The sequence below is a fragment of the Enhygromyxa salina genome, from assembly GCF_000737335.2.
GTDB classification, from domain to species: domain Bacteria; phylum Myxococcota_A; class Polyangia; order Nannocystales; family Nannocystaceae; genus Plesiocystis; species Plesiocystis salina_C.
Genome location: NZ_JMCC02000084.1, coordinates 22,254 through 40,384 on the forward strand (window position 1 = coordinate 22,254; position 18,131 = coordinate 40,384).

Annotated in this window: 10 protein-coding genes and 1 pseudogene; all 11 read left to right on the top strand. The window is 68.5% G+C overall.

Going from position 1 to position 18,131, the window contains the following annotated elements; all coding sequences use genetic code 11:
* The first annotated feature begins 166 nt into the window (after positions 1-166).
* Positions 167-910, top strand: a complete 744-nt coding sequence (locus DB30_RS28320) for a hypothetical protein (protein WP_146660975.1) — start codon at positions 167-169, stop codon at positions 908-910.
* On the top strand, positions 900-2,780 hold the full coding sequence (locus DB30_RS28325; RefSeq protein ID WP_052554738.1) for a MutS-related protein: 1,881 nt from the start codon (positions 900-902) through the stop codon (positions 2,778-2,780). Before DB30_RS28320 ends, DB30_RS28325 begins: the two co-directional genes overlap by 11 nt.
* The gene (locus DB30_RS28330; RefSeq protein ID WP_052554740.1) at positions 2,777-3,547 is read left to right on the top strand and encodes a class I SAM-dependent methyltransferase; all 771 of its coding nucleotides are present in this window, start codon (positions 2,777-2,779) and stop codon (positions 3,545-3,547) included. Before DB30_RS28325 ends, DB30_RS28330 begins: the two co-directional genes overlap by 4 nt.
* 56 nt (positions 3,548-3,603) lie before the next feature.
* Positions 3,604-4,428 carry a formylglycine-generating enzyme family protein gene (locus tag DB30_RS28335; RefSeq protein ID WP_052554743.1) on the top strand — a complete coding sequence of 275 codons (825 nt, stop codon included), beginning with the start codon at positions 3,604-3,606 and terminating at the stop codon, positions 4,426-4,428.
* A 383-nt stretch (positions 4,429-4,811) separates the two neighbouring features.
* Complete coding sequence (locus DB30_RS28340; protein ID WP_205633085.1) at positions 4,812-5,897, top strand: formylglycine-generating enzyme family protein; 1,086 nt, start codon at positions 4,812-4,814, stop codon at positions 5,895-5,897.
* 50 nt (positions 5,898-5,947) lie between these two features.
* Positions 5,948-7,861, top strand: coding sequence for a S53 family peptidase (locus tag DB30_RS28350; RefSeq protein ID WP_240480348.1), 1,914 nt, complete (start codon positions 5,948-5,950; stop codon positions 7,859-7,861).
* A gap of 178 nt (positions 7,862-8,039) precedes the next feature.
* Positions 8,040-10,136 carry a CHASE2 domain-containing protein gene (locus DB30_RS28355; protein WP_052554750.1) on the top strand — a complete coding sequence of 699 codons (2,097 nt, stop codon included), beginning with the start codon at positions 8,040-8,042 and terminating at the stop codon, positions 10,134-10,136.
* A gap of 70 nt (positions 10,137-10,206) precedes the next feature.
* On the top strand, positions 10,207-13,743 hold the full coding sequence (locus DB30_RS28360) for a poly-gamma-glutamate biosynthesis protein PgsC/CapC (RefSeq protein WP_052554752.1): 3,537 nt from the start codon (positions 10,207-10,209) through the stop codon (positions 13,741-13,743).
* Positions 13,740-16,622 (top strand): ubiquitin family protein, encoded by a 2,883-nt coding sequence (locus DB30_RS28365; protein ID WP_052554755.1) that lies wholly within the window; start codon positions 13,740-13,742, stop codon positions 16,620-16,622. The genes DB30_RS28360 and DB30_RS28365 overlap by 4 nt, the downstream gene beginning before the upstream one ends.
* The gene (locus DB30_RS28370; protein ID WP_146660979.1) at positions 16,619-17,734 is read left to right on the top strand and encodes a hypothetical protein; all 1,116 of its coding nucleotides are present in this window, start codon (positions 16,619-16,621) and stop codon (positions 17,732-17,734) included. Before DB30_RS28365 ends, DB30_RS28370 begins: the two co-directional genes overlap by 4 nt.
* Positions 17,721-18,131, top strand: a pseudogene (locus tag DB30_RS28375) (hypothetical protein); the annotation flags it as partial. The gene DB30_RS28370 and the pseudogene DB30_RS28375, both read left to right, overlap by 14 nt.

An 18,131-nucleotide genomic window follows, 5' to 3' on the forward strand; every position in this document is an offset into this window, starting at 1 on the left:
CTCCCGCACATCGTGCGTCCCACGCACACGGAGAATGCGTTCAGATCCCGCCTGTAGGGCGAACACCAGCCCATGCGAACAGCCAGCCCCGAGGAGCGAAGCGACCAGACGCGCCAGCGGCTGCAGTCGGCGAAGTCCAAGGTCCATGTGGGGGTATAAACCAACGATGACCAGCCGCAGGGAGCGACTCGGGATTGTACAAGTACGGCGTTTCGCGCTCGCGGGAGTGCTGTTGTGCGGGTGCGGAAAGTCCGACCAGCAGCCAGAGGGCGCGCCCTCGGGCGAGCGAACCAAAGAGCCCGTCCCCGAGGTGCCGAAGGACGCGCCGACCGGCCCGTTCGCGGCGTTCGACTTCGACGCGGCCGAGGCCAGCTGGCAGGGATCGTGGGTGCTCGAGGGCGAGGTGGCCGGCAAGCAGGTCGCGTGGATGATCGACGGATCCTCGCTGGTGGAGTTCGACGGGACGACGGAGCGCAAGCTCGAGTTCTCGCTCTACTCGCCGTGTCAGATCACCTACACCGACGTCGAGGAAGGGGTCACCGGCTACAAGAGCTTTGTGTTTGTTCGAGACACGCTGCACGCCGGGCTGGGGTCATCGGGCACGGTCGCGGGTGATGCCGTGATCGTGTGCGACGGCGGCAAGACCTACGTGCTCGACGCCGCTGGTGCGTGTCTGGCTTGGACCGAGCGCTTCGACGACTGGAAGAGCGAGCCGGCGACCTGCAGCGTCGCTGGCGAGGGCGACGCGCGCAAATTCGTGGTCGAGGGGCACGAGATCGCGTTCTTGGATGACGCGTCGCTCGGCACAGCGCAGATGAAGAACAACGTTGCGATCAAGCACGCCAATTTCGCAGCAGCCAAAGCGGCGCTCGCGAGCGCATCCGAACCCGCGGGCACCGATGCGCTCTGAGACGCGGGACCCCGAGCCGTCGGTGAGCGCAGGCTCGGCTCGCGCCGAGCGGGTGGCGTGCTATCGCGGGCGGCTGAAAGTATGGGAGGCCACGCTCGCGGGGCTCGAGCGACGTGACAGCAACTTCTCGCGGGCTCGCGTCGCCTGCTTCGTGCTGTTCGTGGTCTTGGTGATCGCAGGCTGGCAGCTGTCGTTTTCGTGGCTGAGCCTGGGCGTGCCGGTTGTCGCGTTCGTGATCTTGCTCGTCGTGCACGAGCGCGTGCTCGCGCGCCGCGACGCGGCCCGCCGCGCGGTCGCCCACTACCAAGAGGGGCTCGACCGCCTGCACGATCGCTGGGCGGGCAAGGGCGTGACGGCCACCGACTACGCAGACGCTTCGCACCCCTACAGCGGGGATCTCGATCTGTTCGGTGAGGGGTCGCTGTTTGATCTGCTGTGCCGGGCCCGGACCCGTGGGGGCGAAGAGCAGCTGGCGAGCTGGCTGACCGACCACGCATCGCGCTGCGTCGACGCAGCGGTCATCCGCGCGCGTCAGGACTCGGTCCGGGCGCTGATCGATCGCGTTGACCTGCGCGAGGATCTGGCCGTGCACGGCGTCGCGGCGCGGGTCCAGGTTCGGCCGGCGGTGCTGATCGACTGGGGTCGCGCGCCGTCGTTGTTCTCGGCCCGCGCGCGGCGGGTCTTGCCGGTGTTGGGCGTGGTGTTGCCGCTGCTGGCGGGCGCTTGCGTGGCGTTGTGGGCGCTCGGGTCCAACCTCGGGCCGTGGGCGCTGCTCGCCGTGCTGGTGATCGAAGGCGGGGTGTATCGCGCGATGAAGGACACCCTGGCGCGCGCGGCCGGGCCCGCGGATCGCCACGGTCACGAGCTCTCGGTGCTCGCGGCGTTGCTGGCTCGGATCGAGGCCGAGCCGTTCGAGGAGCCGCGCCTCGTCGAACTTCGTGGGGCGCTGATCAGCGCGGGGCAGCCAGCTTCGGACGCGATCGCGGATCTGCGGCGGCTCGCGGGTTGGTACGAAGCACAGCGCAACGGCCTGTTTGCTGCGTTCGCGGTGGTCTTGATGTGGGGGCCCAACTTTGCCGGGGCGATCGAGCGCTGGCGTCAGCGCCACGGCCCACAGATCGCCGCTTGGATCGCCGCGCTCGCCGAGCTCGAGGCCTTGTGTTCGCTCGCCAACCACGCGTTCGAGAACCCCGACGACGTGTTCCCCGAGCTGCTCGACGCGCCGACCGAGGTCGGCGAGGGTCTGGGTGGGTCGTGTCTGGTGGGGGAGGCGCTCGGTCACCCCTTGCTGTCGCGGGAGGTCTGCGTGCGCAACGACTTGCGGCTGCTCGCGCCGGTCCGTGCCCACGTGATCAGCGGCTCGAACATGTCGGGCAAGAGCACCTTCTTGCGCACGGTCGGGTCCAACGTGGTGCTGGCGCTGGCCGGGGCGCCGGTTCGGGCCAGCTCGATGCGCCTGACCCCGATGCGGATCGGCGCGACGCTGCGGGTCCAAGACTCGCTGCGCGAGGGCGCGTCTCGGTTTTGGGCCGAGCTGACCCGGCTGCGAACGGTCAGCGAGCTCGCCGCCGCCGACCCCACGCTGTTCTTGCTCGACGAGATTTTTCATGGCACCAACTCGCACGATCGGCGGATCGGCGCGGAGGCGCTGCTGCGCAGCCTGCTCGAGCGCGGCGCGATCGGCCTGATGACGACCCATGATCTCGCGCTGGCGAAGGCCGCCGAGGTCCTCGCGCCGGCAGCGACCAACGTGCACTTTCAAGACGACCTGCTCGATGGTGAGCTGCACTTCGACTACCGCATGCGCGAGGGCGTGGTCCGCAAGTCCAACGCGCTCGCGCTGATGCGCTCTGTGGGACTCGACGTATGAGCACCGACTACCCCGCTCGATTCTACGCCGCCGTTCACGACGGCAACCCAGGTGACATCGAGTTCTACCGCGAGCGCTGCGCGGGCGCGCGCTCGATCCTCGAGCTCGGCTGTGGTGACGCGCGGGTGCTCGGGGCGCTCGCGGAACGAGCGGCGGATGGCTGCTCGCTGGTCGGCGTCGACATCGACGCGCAGCTGCTCGAGCTCGCGGCCGCGCGCGCGCCCACCCTCGAGTTCGTGTGCGCGGACATGTGCACGGTCGGTGATGCGCAATCGGGCGCGGGGTTGGGCGGCCGTCGCTTCGACCGGGTGATCATCCCCTATGGCGGGCTGTACTGCCTGCTGACCGAGGACGCGGTCGCGGCCACGCTTGCGCGTGTGGCCGATCTACTCACAGACGAGGGTCTGTTGGTCCTCGATGTGTGGGCCGCCGATGGCTTTCACGCAGACGCCGACCCGGACGATCAAGATCCCAGCTGGCTCGAGCGGGTCAAGATCATCGAGCTCGACGGCGACCGCTGGGAGGTGCTCGAGCGCAGCAGCTGGGACAAGACCCGGCAGCGGATCGACGCCACGTACCTGCACGTGCGAGTTGGGGCCGAGGAGGCGATCGAGGGCACGCTGTGCCAGCGCTATCTGCTCGCCGAACAGCTGCGCGCGGCCCTGGCAGCGGCGGGGCTCGAGCTCGTCGAGCTCGCGGGCGGATTCGATCGGCAGCCGTACACGGACGAGTCGGAGCTGATGGTCGTTAGCGCGCGTCGCGTGTAGCAGGGGCACGCTCGATTTTCCCAGCGACGGGCAGGACCAGGATAGACTCTGGCGTCATGTCTGTCGCGATGTTGCGCCGCTCACTGTTCGTGTCTTCGTTGTTCGCGCTCGGGTGCACGGGATCGGGATCGGAGGCGGCCGACGAGGAAGCGTCGGAGTCGGGTCCCTTCGACGAGGGTACCGGGCTCGGTGATGGCGCGTGCACGGATGCCTGCGGCACGCCAGGGTGTGGGACCTGCCCGAGCGTCAGCATGGTCGACGGTGGCGGGTTTCAGATCGACGCGACGGAGGTCGACAACGCCCAGTACGCACAGCTGCTCGAGGTCGAGTTCGACATGACCGTGCTGCCATCTGGGTGTGAGTGGAAGAGCAGCTTCGAGCCGTTGGGCTGGTCCGACGAGATCGATCCCGACTTGCCCGTGGTCGGGGTCGACTGGTGTGACGCGGCGGTCTTTTGCGCGTGGGCTGGCAAGCAGCTGTGCGGCGCGGTCGCGGGCGGACCCGCCGACTTTGACAGCAGCGACGGCCCCGAGAACGCGTGGCACCAAGCCTGCTCGAACGCAGGCGCGAGCGCGTATCCCTATGGCGCCGACTATGACCCGGCGCTGTGCAACGGCGACGACTCGGGCAACGACGCGCTGCTGCCCTCGGGGTCGCTGCCGACCTGCGAAGGCGGCGTCCCTGGCCTGTTCGACATGAGCGGAAACGTTTGGGAGTGGACAAACGCCTGCGAGTCAACCGGTGGCGACGCGAACACCGAGTGCCGCCGCCGGGGTGGTTCGCGTCACAGCGACGCTCCCAACTTGCGCTGCGCGGTCAACAGCGCGCGGGCTCGGGGCGAGCGGGACAACGGCCTTGGATTTCGCTGTTGTTCGATCTGAAGCCGCAATGGTTGGCGGACATGCACGCCGAGAGGGCGACCGCCAGTTCGGGGGATCACCCAACCTCGGCGTTCCAGCAGCAGACGAATCGTGTCGAATTCACGAGAAGCCTCTCAACAGCGTATTTCCACGTGGTAACGAACGAAATACCGTGAGTTGCCACAATGAGCAGTGTAGATAACTACAGTATGCGGCCGTGAAGTCTACGGGCTATGACATACATCAAATTCAGCCTGAGAATGGCATTGGCTCAGGTCTTCCAACTCCCAAAACGGGTTCGTCTCCTCGCTAATCGAACTCGAGGCGGGGCCGGTTTTGTTTCCCAATCTTCTCTTCGCGACCCTAGATACCCGCCCATTCTCGGGGATACTCGGACCAACACCATGAAATCGCTTCACCAAACGAACTTGGCCCTGCTCCTCACCTGCGCGTTTTCACTCACCGCTTGCAATGACGACGCGCCGGTCGCTGACGCTGGGACCGGCGACACGGCCACCGGCACGGGCGACGGCGACGGCGACGGGGACACGATCTCCGGCGACGGAGATGGGGACACGAACTCGGGCGACGGCGACGGCGACACGAACTCGGGCGACGGAGACGGCGACCCGGGCGACGGCGACGGCGACGGGGATGGAGATGGGGATACGAACTCTGGCGACGGCGACGGGGACGGCGACGGCGACGGGGACGGCGACGGCGACGGGGACGGAGATGGCGACGGCGACGGAGATGGCGACGGAGACGGGGACGGAGACGGAGACGGCGACGGGGACGGCGTGTGTCAGAACGGCTGCGGCATGCCGAACTGTGGCCCGTGTCCCGAGGGCCCCAACACCGTGGTGATCGGCCAATACTCGATCGACGCGACCGAGATCAGCAACGCCGAGTACGCGGTGTTCAACGCCATCCAGTTCGCGCCGGAGTATCTCGACGTGTTGATGCCCCCCGAGTGCGGGTTCAAGAACGACTTCATCCCCGACAACTGGCCCGTCGAGCCGCCGCCCACCCTTCCGGTCGTCGGCGTCGACTGGTGTGACGCGACGGCGTACTGCACGTGGGCGGGCAAGCGCTTGTGCGGCGCGATCAGTGGCGGGCCCGCGGAGCTCGGCGACGTCCAGAATCCTGCCAACAACGAGTGGTACAAGGCCTGCACCCAGGGCGGCATCAAGAACTACCCCTACGGGCTGCTCTACTTGGGCAACGCCTGCAACACCGTCGACGCTGGGTTTGGTCAGCGCACCCCGGTTGGCAGCGTGCAGACCTGCACTGGCGGCTATCCCGGCCTGTATGACATGAGCGGCAACGTGTGGGAGTGGACCAACGCCTGCAACGACGAAGGCGAGTGCCGTCGGCGCGGCGGCTCGTACTTCAGCGATGGCCCCACGTCACGCTGCAGCATCGACAGCGTCCGCCCCCGTGATTTTCGTGCCAGCAGCCAAGGCTTTCGCTGCTGCGATAACCCCTGAGTCCGAACGGTCGAATCACCCGGCTCGTGAGGGCCGCGAAAGACAGAGTCATGAAGCGCGTACAACTTACAAACTACGGAGCATCACTTCTTTCCCTCGCCCTGCTCGGCGGCTGCGTGGACGACACGGGGATCGGCGGAGAAGGAGAGGGGACGGCGGAGACGTCGGACTCGAGCGGAGACGGCGACGGCGACGGCGACGGTGATGGAGACGTCGGCACCGAAACTTCGGACACCGGCGACGGCGACGGCGATCCGGGTGACGGCGACGGTGATCCGGGCGACGGCGACGGCGACGGCGACGGAGACGGCGATGGGGACGGCGATGGGGACGGGGATGGGGACGGTGACGGGGACGGCGATATGCCAGACCCGCTCGATGAAATCCCCGAGGAGGAGTGGGAAGACGTGCCCAACCCCGACGGCGTGCCCAGCCCTTACCCGGGCGTCTACGACGATCTGGGCGCCGCTGATCCCAACGACCTCTTCCGCGCGCTGATCGGCCTGGACCTGCGAGATCGCGAGCAGCTCGAGGACTTCGTGCTCGAGGTCTCGGATCCGCTGAGCGATCTGTACGGCGACTACATGTCGACGCAGGAATTCCTGGACAACCACGCGCCGCTGGAGAGCGACTTCACGCTGCTGCAGGCGTGGCTCGCCTTCGAGGGGCTGTCGGTCAACTACCTGGCGACCAACCGCCAGCTGATCCAGTTCTCGGGCACGGTCGGGCAGTTCAACGAGGCGTTCAACACCACGCTGCACGTCTGCATGCGCAAGAACCCGCAGCAGGGCAACCCGCCGATCCCGGTCTACTGCGCGACCGAGGCGTCGACGCTGCCGCTGTTCGTCGCGAACCGCAGCCCCGGCATCGTGACTGCAGACTTGCCCGCCGAGGTCGGCAACCTGCCCAACGAGCTCGGCAACATTCAGGCGATCCCCCCGAACGGGGCCAACAGCGGCTCGCGCCTGACCCCAGATCGGGTCGCGCGGGCGTACAACGTCGACGATCTCTACGCCCAAGGCTACGACGGCACGGGCCAGAAGATCGGCGTCGTGATGGGCGCGCAGATCCACAGCAAGTGGGCCCAGACCTTCTGGCAGAGCTGGGGCATCCTCCGCAGCAACCCCGAGATCATCTACCTCATGGAGGATCCGGTCACGCGCTACGTGGAGTCGCAGCTCGACAACACCTGGGCTGGCGCGATTGCGCCCGGCGCCGAGCTCATCGGATACGAGGGCCCCGACTCGCGCAACACCTCGATGGTGTTCGTGTTCAACGAGGCCGTGACCCGTGCGCAGGCCGACGGGGTCTCGGTGATCACCAATTCGTTTGCGCATCGTGAGGACTCGGAGCCGCCGGTCGTGCGCCGGCAGTATGATGATTCCGGCCTGGTCGGCGCGGCGCTGGGCATCACGTTGCTCGCGGCGACGGGCGACTCCGGCGGCGTCGACACGCCCAGCCACAGCTCGTGGGTGACGGGTGTCGGGGGGACCCAGCTGTACCTCAATGGCTCCGGGAACGTGACCAACGAGACCGGCTGGAACAAGTCAGGATCGGGCATTTCGCTCACGATCGAGATCCCCGACTGGCAACTCGCGGTCGCCGGCAACATTGGCAATGGCAACCGTCGCGTGACGGCAGACGTCTCGGCTGCGGCGTCTACCGGGTCTCCGTATTGGGTCTACTATAACTCTTCGTGGATGTTGTACGGAGGTACGAGCTTCTCGTCGCCGGTTTGGGCGGGCATCATCGCCGTCGTCAACCAGTATCGCGACGAGAATGGAATGGCCCCAGTGGGCTATCTCAATCAGATGCTGTACACAACGCCAGCTGTACAGGCGACGTTCCGCGACATCACGGCTGGGGCGACCGCAGACCACAGCGCGGGCCCGGGTTGGGACCCCGTGACCGGGTGGGGGACGCCGGACGCCGAGGCCTTCGCGATCACGGTGCCTTCGCCGTAGCTGTCAGCGAGCGCACACGACAAGCCGGGGTGGCCAAGGTGGCTACCCTGGCTGTTTGTTTTGGGCCCATGACCACGCGCCCGGCGCTGGACGTGGCTGCTCGTGTCGAGCAAGCTGCTGCCACCCTGCGACGCATTTCGGGCCACGTCGAATTTCACTCCGGGCACCAAGACTAGCGATGGCGAAGGCGAGGATCGAGACCCGCACCGACCGGCGAGCCGCGAGCCCGCGCGAGTTCGGTATTTTGGTGCGAGTCGCGATGGTGATCTGCGGCGCGCTGCTGCTGGTCATGTTGCTCGACAAGGTTGGTTTGGTCGGCGCGATCGACAGCCAGCTGCGCGAGCGCTGGGTGCAATTGGGTGAGGCCGCCGGTCGCCCGCGTCCAACCAATTCGAAGGTGCTGTTGATCGCGGCCGACCACGACACCGTGGCTGATCCCGAGTGGGGTTGGGGTCCGCCGCCGTGGCCCGCGTCTCGGCTCGAGCAGCTGATCGAGCACATCGAGCCTGGCGGTCCGGTGCTGCTCGCCGAGGTTGGGCACACGCGCATGTTCGAGTCTGGGCCCGCGCTCGATCAGGTCCTCGCCGCGCATCCAGAGGTCGAGATGCTGATCACCCGCGACGCGGCCGAGCGCAGCTCACCGTGGGCTGGCGGCGGGCTGGAAGCCGGCGACATGGTGCTCGGCAAGGACAGCCGCCTGCACTTGATCGTTCGCGCCGGATCGATCGGGCCGATCGGTGAGCGGCTGCCGGTCGCGTGGATGGTGCCAACGTCACGGCTGCCGGTCGTGCCTGCCTACCAGGTCGCGGCCGACCAGGTCCCACCCAGCACCTTCTACGCGCGGATCGTCCTGCTTGGCGTGACGGACCCCGCCTACGAGATGCTGCTCGATACGCCGGTCGGCAGGCTGAGCCCAGCCGAGATCGAAGCCCACGCGCTCGCGGGTCAAGCCGACGGGGCCGTGTGGGAGCCGCTGATCGAGAACGTTTATTTGCTGTATGCATTGGGCGCTGGGCTTGCGCTGCTGTGGCTGTGGCTGTTTGTGCGCCTGCGTGGGGCCGCGGCCGCGGTGATGGTGTTCGCGAGCTGCGTGCTGATCTTGGTGCTGGACTTCGCCTGTTACCAGCGCGGGTGGTACCGGCTTGGCTCCGCGCACGCGCTGTTGACCTTGGCGGCCGTCGCCGTCAGCTACTGGGCCCACGAGGCGACCGAGACCTTCATTGGGCTCCGACAGCTTCGGGCGCGAGTGCTGCGTGACGCGACCGGCGGCGGCGGAGCCAGCGACAGCGAGCCTGATGACGTCGGGTTCTGGGACGACCTCGCCGAGCTCGGAGCCGAGTACGCGCAAGAGACGATCGGAGGGGCGGCCGCCTCGACCGTGATCGAGCGCGAGGGCAACACCTGGCGACTGCGCGTGCGGGCAAGCGCCAGGCTCGACCCCGACAGCCACGCGTTCGTTGCTGGGCGCGAGGGGCTCGACCTACGGCGGGCGCCGTTTCGGACCCCGTGGTTGACGCTGCGGGCTGGCTGGGCGGTCGACGTGGTCCCCAGCGGCCCGCACGTGGGCCGGCGCAAGACCTTGATCGTGCCGCTCGAGGACGACGGCGAGCTGCTGGGCCTGTGGCTGGTCCACATGCTCGAGGACGTCGCGCTCGAGCGCGACGACTGCGAGACCTTCGAGGGCCTCGGTCGGCAGATGGCGGGCGCGCTTGTCCGTCGGCGCGAGCGCGTCGCGCTGCGCGATCAAGCCACCAACGCGCGGCTGCGCGACCACGTCGAGACCATCGTTGGCGGCCTGCGCTTGCTCCGAGACGAGCACCGCTGGGCGCTCGAGCTGCTCGAGCAGCTGCCGGTGCGGGCCCTCATCGCAACCGTCTGGGGCGAGATCGAGTTCATCGATCCCCGGCTCCAGGCCGATCTCAAGCGCCGCTATCCAGGCGTCTTCTCGCCCGACACCCCCGACGACAACCTGCGGACCGTGCTCGCGCGCTTGACCGGCAAGTCGATCGAGCACGCCAACCGCTTGATGCGAAAGGTGATCAACGACGGCCACGAGATCGAGCTCGACGCCACGCCCGGGATCGAAGATCCAGGCGACGACGTGTGGGTGCTGTCCAGGATCCGCAGCAAGCGAGGCATCGATCTACCCGGCTTCAAACCGGCAGTTCACGAGCACATTTTGCTGATGGCGAGGTCCTCGGCACCAGCACAGACTATTCGAACCCGCAGCGGCGGCCTCTTGCGAGTGCTCCGCGGCGGCTCTGGCGAATCATGAACGCGCTTCGCTCGCTTCGTGGGTTGTCTGTGCACGTTGGCATGATTGAGCTGCTTGGCGGGGGCGCGTCATGACAGAGCCCTTCATGCTCGAGCTGCTGCCGGCTCGCGGCCTCGACCAATCGATGCTGCTGCCCGTGCTGGTCGGGCTGATGGTCGTGTTGCTGTGCACGGAGACCTTGGGCTGGGTGTTCGCGGGCGCGGTCGTGCCGGGCTACCTGGCCTCGGTGCTGATCATCCAGCCGGTGACCGGCGGCATCGTGATCTTCGAGTCGCTGGTGACCTTGGCGGTCTCGGCCGCGCTGGCCAAGGGCCTGAGTCGGACCGACGCGTGGACGCGGTTCTTTGGGCGAGAACGGTTCTTCTTGATCCTGGTGATCAGCCTGATCGTGCGCATGCATGATCACGCATGGTTCGCGCCGTGGGCGATCGGTGAGATCGACGCGCTGTTCGGCACCCAGTACGAGACCCAGCAAGAGTTCTACAGCGTCGGCTTGGTGCTGGTCCCGCTGACCGCCAACATGCTGTGGAAGCCCGCGCTGCACCGGGGGCTCGCGCAGCTGGCCGTGCAGGTTGGGATCACCTATGCGCTGGTCAGCCTGGTGCTGCTGCCCTACACCAACTTGTCGCTGAGCAGCGTCGAGTTGACCTACGAGAACGCCGCGATCAACTTCGTCGGCCACGCCAAGGCCCACATCATCTTGTTGACGGCGGCGCTGTTGGCCGCGCAGTTCAACCTGACCTATGGCTGGGACTTCAACGGGATCTTGGTCCCGGCGCTGCTCGCGATGCTGTGGCTGACGCCGCTCAAGTTGGTTGCGACCCTGGGCGAGGCCGTGGTTGTCCTGTACCTGGTCAAGGGCTTCTTGCGGCTGCCGGTGATCCGTCACCTCGACTTCGAGGGCCCCCGCAAGATCGTGCTGGTGTTCACGCTGGCGTTCCTGTGGAAGGTCGCGCTGGGGTTCTCGCTCGCGCCGTGGTTTCCCAACCTGAAGATCAGCGACACCTACGGGTTTGGCTACCTGCTGTCGAGCTTGCTCGCGGTCAAGATGCTCTCGGTCAAGAGCGTGCGCGCCGTGATGCTCCCAAGCTTGTTCGCTTCGGCGGGGGGGTTCGTGATCGGCAGCTTGATCGGCTACCTGCTCGACGTCGTGCGGCCGCAGCTCCCGCCCGACGAGGATCTCACGCAGCCGCAGAGCACCCGGCTGGCCAGCAACCCGCTCGGCGTGATGACCCTCGCGCGAATGGACTACGCCGCGCGGCCCGAGGACCCCGAGCCGATGTCGGCGACCACCCGGGGCTGGATGCAGAATTTCTGGACCACCGCCGCGATGTTGCAGCGCGAAGGCGGCGGGCAGGTCAGCGGGGTCAGGCTCCCGATGGGCGCGCGTGGACTCCCGTCCGACATCGACTCGCTGCGCAGCGCGGGGAGCATTCTGGGCCTGCAGGTCGTGTCGCTTGGGCGCTACCCCATGGGGCTGGCGGACGACTCGCGCGGCGCCAGGCCAGCCGACACGCCACAGGCGGAGTCCGAGGTCGACGCGCGGCCGCGTCGCGAGTGGTTGGCGATCGTCGCCGACGACTCGGGGCGCCGACGCGGGCTCGTCACCGGGCTGTTGATCCCAGGCGCGCAGGGGCCCGTGTTGGTCGTGCCGATGCCGTGGAGCGAGGCCCCGGTCGCGGAGGCGGCCGCGGTCGCGTGTCGGCGCGTCGACTGTCGGGCGGTGTTGGTTGCGGGCCGCGAGCGGCACGCGGTGGGGACCCCGCTCAACCCGCGACCGCTCGAGCTCGCGATGCAGGCCTTCGACGCCGACGTCGTGGTCTTGCGCGCGGACGTCGACGCCCCCCAGCGCGGCTTCGTGGGTCAGCTGGTGGCGGACCTCGAGGGCAGCGAAGCGTTGGCGGAGCCGCCAGGGCCGGCGCTCAAAGACTCCGGTCGCGCGAGCGCCCGCATTCATCAGCTGCGTGGCTACTTCGATCTGGTCGCGCTGTGGCCAGACTACGAGATTGACTGGGAGCCGCACGCGACCGTGGTCCGGATGCCGGCCGGCGACAGCGACTTCGTGCTGCTGCGCTCGACGCAGGCCCGGTTTGAGGCGTTCGTGATCGAGGGCGCACCCGAGTTCGAGCCGGCGCTCGCGGTCGCGCCCCCGCGCCGGCTCGAGCCCGATCACCTCGTCGAGCTCTTGATCGAGATTGACGAGGACCGCGAGCCGGCGGGCACGGCCGGCAAGGGCTACCGGGCCCCCTCGGGCGCGGAGCTGCTGGTCCTCGAGCAGCTGGTCGTCGAGCCGCTGATGCGCTGGGCCGACGATCTGACGCCGGGCCGGCCGCTGCCGGGTGGGGTCAGGGTCCGCGCGGCCGAGCTCGACTATGAGCTGCTCGAGCTCGGCGACTGCCGGCAGCCTGGGCCGGGCTGCCTGGTGATGCTGCGCGAGCGCTCGCGGCCCAGCACCTCGGGGTGGGGCACGCTGGTGGTGCGCCGTGATCCTCGGGCAAAGTCGCACGTCGTCGAGGTCCCGCACCCGCATCGCGAGCGCGAGACCTGGCGGGTTGGCGCCGAGATGTGGCAGCTGCTCGACGGTCGCGCGCTGTTGATCGCGGGCGCAGACGGGCTGCCGCTCAACCCCAAGGCCGCCAGCGAGGGGGGCGAGCGCGACAGCGACGAGGTCGGAGGCCTCCCGCCAAACCCCGACCCGGTCCGGACCGGCAACCTCGAGACCCCGTTCCACGCGATCCACCAGGGCATTGATCGGACCGCGCCCGAGCAGTTCGAGTTCGTGCAGCTGCGCGGGCTCGGGTCGTTTCGGCCGATCACGCGCGACGTGATCTTGGGCATGGGGCTGCCCGTGGACGGCCTGCAAGAGCAACAGGACTGCTGGGGGCTGCTGCGCGACGATCTGCGCCTGTTGGTCGCGATCTGGGACAGCTGTCAGGTCGCGAACGGCTCGGAGGATCTGTATTTTCTGTCCGGCGCCGGCGTCCCCCAGCTCGAGTACAGTCGCGAGCTCGGCAACGGTGATGGTCGGGTGGTGTGGCTCAGCGCCGGGCTGCGCGAGCGCTACGCGGCGCGGCGGACCAGCAGCGTGGATCGCAGCGCGGTCATGCGTGGGCTCCGACAAGCACACTTCGCGGTGCCTTCGCGGCACGAGATCGGGGCCATGCTCGAGCCGCTGTGGTCGCGCGATGACTCGCCAAGCCCGAACGGTAGCGAGCGCATACAGGTTGGCAGGCCCGGCTACGATCAGGCCGTGGCGTGGGCGATTGGGTTCGCCGAGACCGGCAACTTGCACCTGCTGCGCTCGCTGTCCGCGCTGCGTGACGAGGCCGTCGACGTGCGGGTCAGCGCCGCGCTCGGGCTCGACTTCGGCCACCCGATCCTCATCATCGACTATGTCGGCCTCGAGCTCGGCAAGCGGGCGGTCGTGACCCTCGACCACAGCTTCGGGGGCAAGGCCAGCTTGTCGTTCGCAGAGTTTGGCAGCGATCCAAGCGCGCGCTTGCGGACCGTCGCGCTGGCCCGACCGCAGCTGCTGGTGGTCGAAGACATCGAGGTCCAGCAGCAGCCAACGCTGACCCCGACCACCGAGCCGGAGCCGCCGCCATGAGCACAGATGGGCGCGTGCTCCGACCCGCGACGCGGTCGAGCCCCGAGCTGTCGGCGCGGCTGCGTCGGCCGGCGCAACACGGCGCGCGGCCGGGGCAGATCGTGCTGGCCACCAGCATCGTGGCCTTGATGATGGCGCTGTTGATCTCGATGACGATCGCGCGTCAGCTGATCTCCGACTACGTCGAGTCGCCGCTCGCAGAGAAGCTCGCCGGCACCGATCGAGTCGCCTACTACGTGATCCCCGAGGAGCTGTTCAACGCGCCCAGCTTTCGGATCGGGCCCAGCGACGTGTCGCTCAAGTTGATCACCCACGTGGAGCTGCCGGCCGGCCATGAGTTTGGGGCCGACGAGGACTTTGCCTACGGGATCCGGCTCACGCTCGAGAGCCTCGACGGCGAGCCGCAGTGGACCCACGAGGTCAACATCCGCACACGTCAGAGCAAGAGCGGCCACGACCGGTTCGGCTGGCGGCACGAGAACGCGTTCTTGCTCGATGACTCGGGCACCGGTCGGCGCCCGCGCGAGCTGACCGACGATCGCCTGACCCGCGTGCGCTTGCCCGAGGGGGTCGGGGACCGGCGCCTGCGATTGACCTTTCTACCGCGCGAGCCAAGCGCGGACGTTCGCGGGCTCGCGCGGGTCTACGTTCGCCACGAGCGGCCGGTCGACGAGCGAACCTTGCGCGAGCTGTCGCTCGCGCCCGAGACCGCCGCCGAGCTCGTCGACCACCTGACCTACCGCGACTGGGATCAGCTGAGCGAGGACGAGCGCCGCCAGAAGCTGGGGCACGTGTGGACGCGGATGTCCGCCGAGGGCCTCGCGGGCGTCGACTACGAGATCCTCAGCATCTACGAGAACGGGTTTCGGTTGCCGCGCGGGACCAAGACCGACCAGCGCCGGCTGACGGTCAACGACGCCCACTCCCTCGCGATCAACGTGCTGGGCCCGGCCGAGCTCAGCCTCGAAGTGTTTGGTGACGTCGAGCACTTCGCCGGCTTGTCGGTCAAGCGGCGCGGTCTCGACTGGCTCGGCGGGACCGGCGGGCGCGACGTCCCGTTCGGCCGCAGCCGGGTCGCGCTGCGCTCGCTGAGCGTGCCCGAGGGCGTGCACACGCTGATCTTCGAGTCCGAGCACGAGCTCGAGCTCGCGCTCGAGGTCGCCGAGTCCCGGGCCGACGACGCCAGGGTGTGGCTGTGCGAAGCGGATCGACCCAGGCGGACCGACGAGGAAGGCAACGAGGTGCTCGAGCCCGACGTGCGTCGGATCCAGACCGTGCACCTTGGCCAGCAGTGGCAGGTGCTGCCGCGCTGGGCGATCGAGGGGCCCGACGACGTCGCAACCCGGATGTTTCGGTTCGACGTGCGGGTCGTGCATCCGTCGCCGATGGCGTGGTCGTGGCGCGAGCCCAACTGGGGGCCCGAGCCGGAGCTCGACCTGTGCTTCTTCGACCACGCTGGCGAGCAGCTGGAGTGCGAGCCCTGGACGGGCCGCCGACCGGCGCAGTCGCACTTCGAGGGCGTCATGATCGCCGACGAGTCGGGCGGGGCGGGGCTGATCGAGTCGCGCTGGTACGCGGTGTCGGAACCCCAGACCTGGCGAGTGATCGCGCCGGTCGGCGCGGCCGGGTTCGAGCTACGCGCCCGGGCGGGGATCCCTGGGCTGCTCGAGGTCCCCGAGCAGCGGCTGATCGTGCGCGCGTATGGCTACTGGCCCGAGGTCGAGACGGTCGTGGGCCTGCCGTTTCGCGAGCACCAGACCGAGCACACGATCTGGCGCTACCCGCCGCTCGACACCCGGACATGGTTTCCGCTGCGTCCGGTCAACTACGACGAGCTGCAAGATGACTCCGCGATCGCCGATCTGCTGGCCCAGGTCCGCTTGCAGCCGCGCGGGTACGGGAGCGGGGAAGGCGACGGCAGCGGCGGGGGGCGCCGCGATCCCGGCGACCGCCTCGCCAACGAGCGCGCCGGTCAGGACGGCTTTGATCCTGGACCCTGGGTCACCCTCGAGCCTCGCGGTGTCCATCGGCGTCGCTCGATCCTCGAGGAGCTCGACGCGCAGGCTGGCCGCCGGCTCGCGGATCGTTGGGACCCGAGCCTGTTCACCGAGCTGTGGCCCGATCGCAACATGATCATCGACTTCTCGGCGACGGGCCCCGGCGCGCCGCAGCTGCACTGGCAGGTCGCACCCAACACGCTCGGGCGCAGCGTGATGCTCGAGATCGGCGACAAGAAATACGAGCACACAGTGGCCGAGACGCGCGGACGCTGGAAGCTGCCGATCGAGAGCGGGCGGCGCGACGTCGAGCTCGAGTTCGACGCGGTCAACAGCGAGTACGAGATATGGATCGATCGCCCCGTGCTGGTCGCGAGCCCGCCGGTGTCGCGTCGTCGGGTCGTGCACGAGCTGACCAACAGCCTGGTGTTTCCGCTGCGCAAGCCCGACCAGGAGGCGCTGACGGTCAACATCGTCGTGTATGTCCCGCGTCGGCGTGAGCGGGCCGAGCTCGCGGTGTCGATTGACGACGGGCGGCCTCAGCGTCGAACGGGGGTTCCGATCGAGCACTTGAGCATCGTCGATCGCAGCTACTCGATCGACCCAGGCGGGGCCTTCGATGAGCAAGATCGTCTGGTCGATGCCCGCGAGCGAATTCGCTTCGTCGATCTGGAGGGCAGCAACAAGCTGCCGCTCGACGTCATGACCGTGCAGATCACTCTGGGTGAAGACATCGTCCCAGGCGTGCACGAGGTCCGCGTCGATCTGCTCGATGGCGATCGCGTGTGGGTCCGGGCGTTTCATCGGGGCGTGGCCGATCGCAGCAAGCCGGCCGCCAGCTGGACCGAGACAACCAAGCGCGCGGGCGAGGTGAAGCCATGATCGCGCTTGGAACGGCGACGCGGCCAGGGATTCAGCCGGGTGTGCGGCCGGCAGTGGCGGCGCTGCTGCTGGCGCTCGTGTCGTTGTCCGAGGCGTGTCTCCACGAGGTGCCCGTGACCGAGCCCGCCAGCGACCACGCGGCGCTCGAGGAGACCCTGAACGTCGAGCAGCTCGAGCAGCTGCTGTGGCCCAAGACGCAGGATCGCTGGGATCCGGTGACCGAGCGCGAGCTGGTCGCGCTCGAGGATCTGGTCGTGACCTTGCTCGAGCGCGCAGAAACTGGATATTTTGGCCCGGCGAAGCTCGCTCGGGTCGAGCGCCTGCTGGCTGTGACCGCGCTCGAGCTGCGGGTCGTCGAAGTCAGGCTCGATCCCAACGGGAACACCAGCGGAGATCAGCAGGGCGAGCCGCTGTGGGTGTTGAGCGAGCCTGCCCACGATCGCCGCGGGCGGGGCGCTTACGTGTTTCGGATCGGCCAGCTCGATCCGCGACGGCGCGGCGGGGTCGAGCACCTGCTGCAGGCACCCCACAGTCGGTTTGACAAGCACACCGGCGCGCTCGCGCTGGGGCTGTTCGTGGAGCGTCACGTCGGGGTTCAGCCGGCGCGGGCGTTGTTCGTCAACAGCAGCCATCGCTACCGTCAGTTCGATGGGACGCGCGATCCCGTCGTGCCGCCAAGCCGCAACCCGGCCGACGCGGCTCATCGGGTCGATCATCCGCTCGCGCGCGTGACCGCGGTGGCGCTGCGCAAGCGTCCGATCGTGGTCGTGCAGCTGCATGGGTTCGAACGCGACTCTGCGCTCGCTGACCCCGAGATGATCATTTCGTCGGGCGAGCGACACCCAAGCGAGGCGAGCGAGGGCGTGCTCCGGCGCCTGCGGGCTGCGTTTCCGAAGCTCTCGATCGCGCAGTACGGCGTCGACGCGAACCGCCTGGGTGGCGAGACCAACGTCCAAGGCGAGGCCGCCAGAACTGCAGGACGTTGCTTCGTGCACGTCGAGATGGCCGAGACGCCGCGCGAGCAGCTGCTGGCCGATCGCGCGGCGCGTCGCCGGTTCGCCGCGGCGCTGCTCGGGGCCGACAAGAAGGAGCTTCGCCGTGGCTGTCAGTGACCGGCTCTCGACGGCCCGGGCGACGGCGCTGGCCCTGGTGCTGATCGCCGTGGTCGCGGTGCTCGGCGGTGGGCCGGCGCGCGCCGGCGCTCCACCGGACGCGGACCCGAGCGCGGACCCGAACGCCGATGAGCACGACGTCGACGAGCCAACCCCGGAACCCAGCAGGTTGCGGGGGGACGCTCGCAGCGACCGCGACGACCACCTTGGGGCCCAGGCGGACGATGACATCGGGCTGCGATCGAGGCGCGCGCCGTCGCTGGTGTCCACCCTCGACGCGGCCTGGGACGCGGCCGGGGACGCAGTCTGGGACCCCGATCGACTCGCGTTGATCTGGCGCCCCGACAGCTCGGTGATCGTGGCGACGGTTGCGTTTGGCATGGGCATCGACAAGCCC

Excerpts from the sequence above, each read along its gene's own strand:
- DB30_RS28325 (WP_052554738.1), top strand. The coding sequence starts at position 900 with ATGCGCTCTGAGACGCGGGACCCCGAGCCGTCGGTGAGCGCAGGCTCG.
- DB30_RS28340 (WP_205633085.1), top strand. The coding sequence starts at position 4,812 with ATGAAATCGCTTCACCAAACGAACTTGGCCCTGCTCCTCACCTGCGCG.
- DB30_RS28355 (WP_052554750.1), top strand. The coding sequence starts at position 8,040 with ATGGCGAAGGCGAGGATCGAGACCCGCACCGACCGGCGAGCCGCGAGC.
- DB30_RS28335 (WP_052554743.1), top strand. The coding sequence starts at position 3,604 with ATGTCTGTCGCGATGTTGCGCCGCTCACTGTTCGTGTCTTCGTTGTTC.
- DB30_RS28360 (WP_052554752.1), top strand. The coding sequence starts at position 10,207 with ATGACAGAGCCCTTCATGCTCGAGCTGCTGCCGGCTCGCGGCCTCGAC.
- DB30_RS28350 (WP_240480348.1), top strand. The coding sequence starts at position 5,948 with ATGAAGCGCGTACAACTTACAAACTACGGAGCATCACTTCTTTCCCTC.
- DB30_RS28370 (WP_146660979.1), top strand. The coding sequence starts at position 16,619 with ATGATCGCGCTTGGAACGGCGACGCGGCCAGGGATTCAGCCGGGTGTG.
- DB30_RS28320 (WP_146660975.1), top strand. The coding sequence starts at position 167 with ATGACCAGCCGCAGGGAGCGACTCGGGATTGTACAAGTACGGCGTTTC.
- DB30_RS28330 (WP_052554740.1), top strand. The coding sequence starts at position 2,777 with ATGAGCACCGACTACCCCGCTCGATTCTACGCCGCCGTTCACGACGGC.
- DB30_RS28365 (WP_052554755.1), top strand. The coding sequence starts at position 13,740 with ATGAGCACAGATGGGCGCGTGCTCCGACCCGCGACGCGGTCGAGCCCC.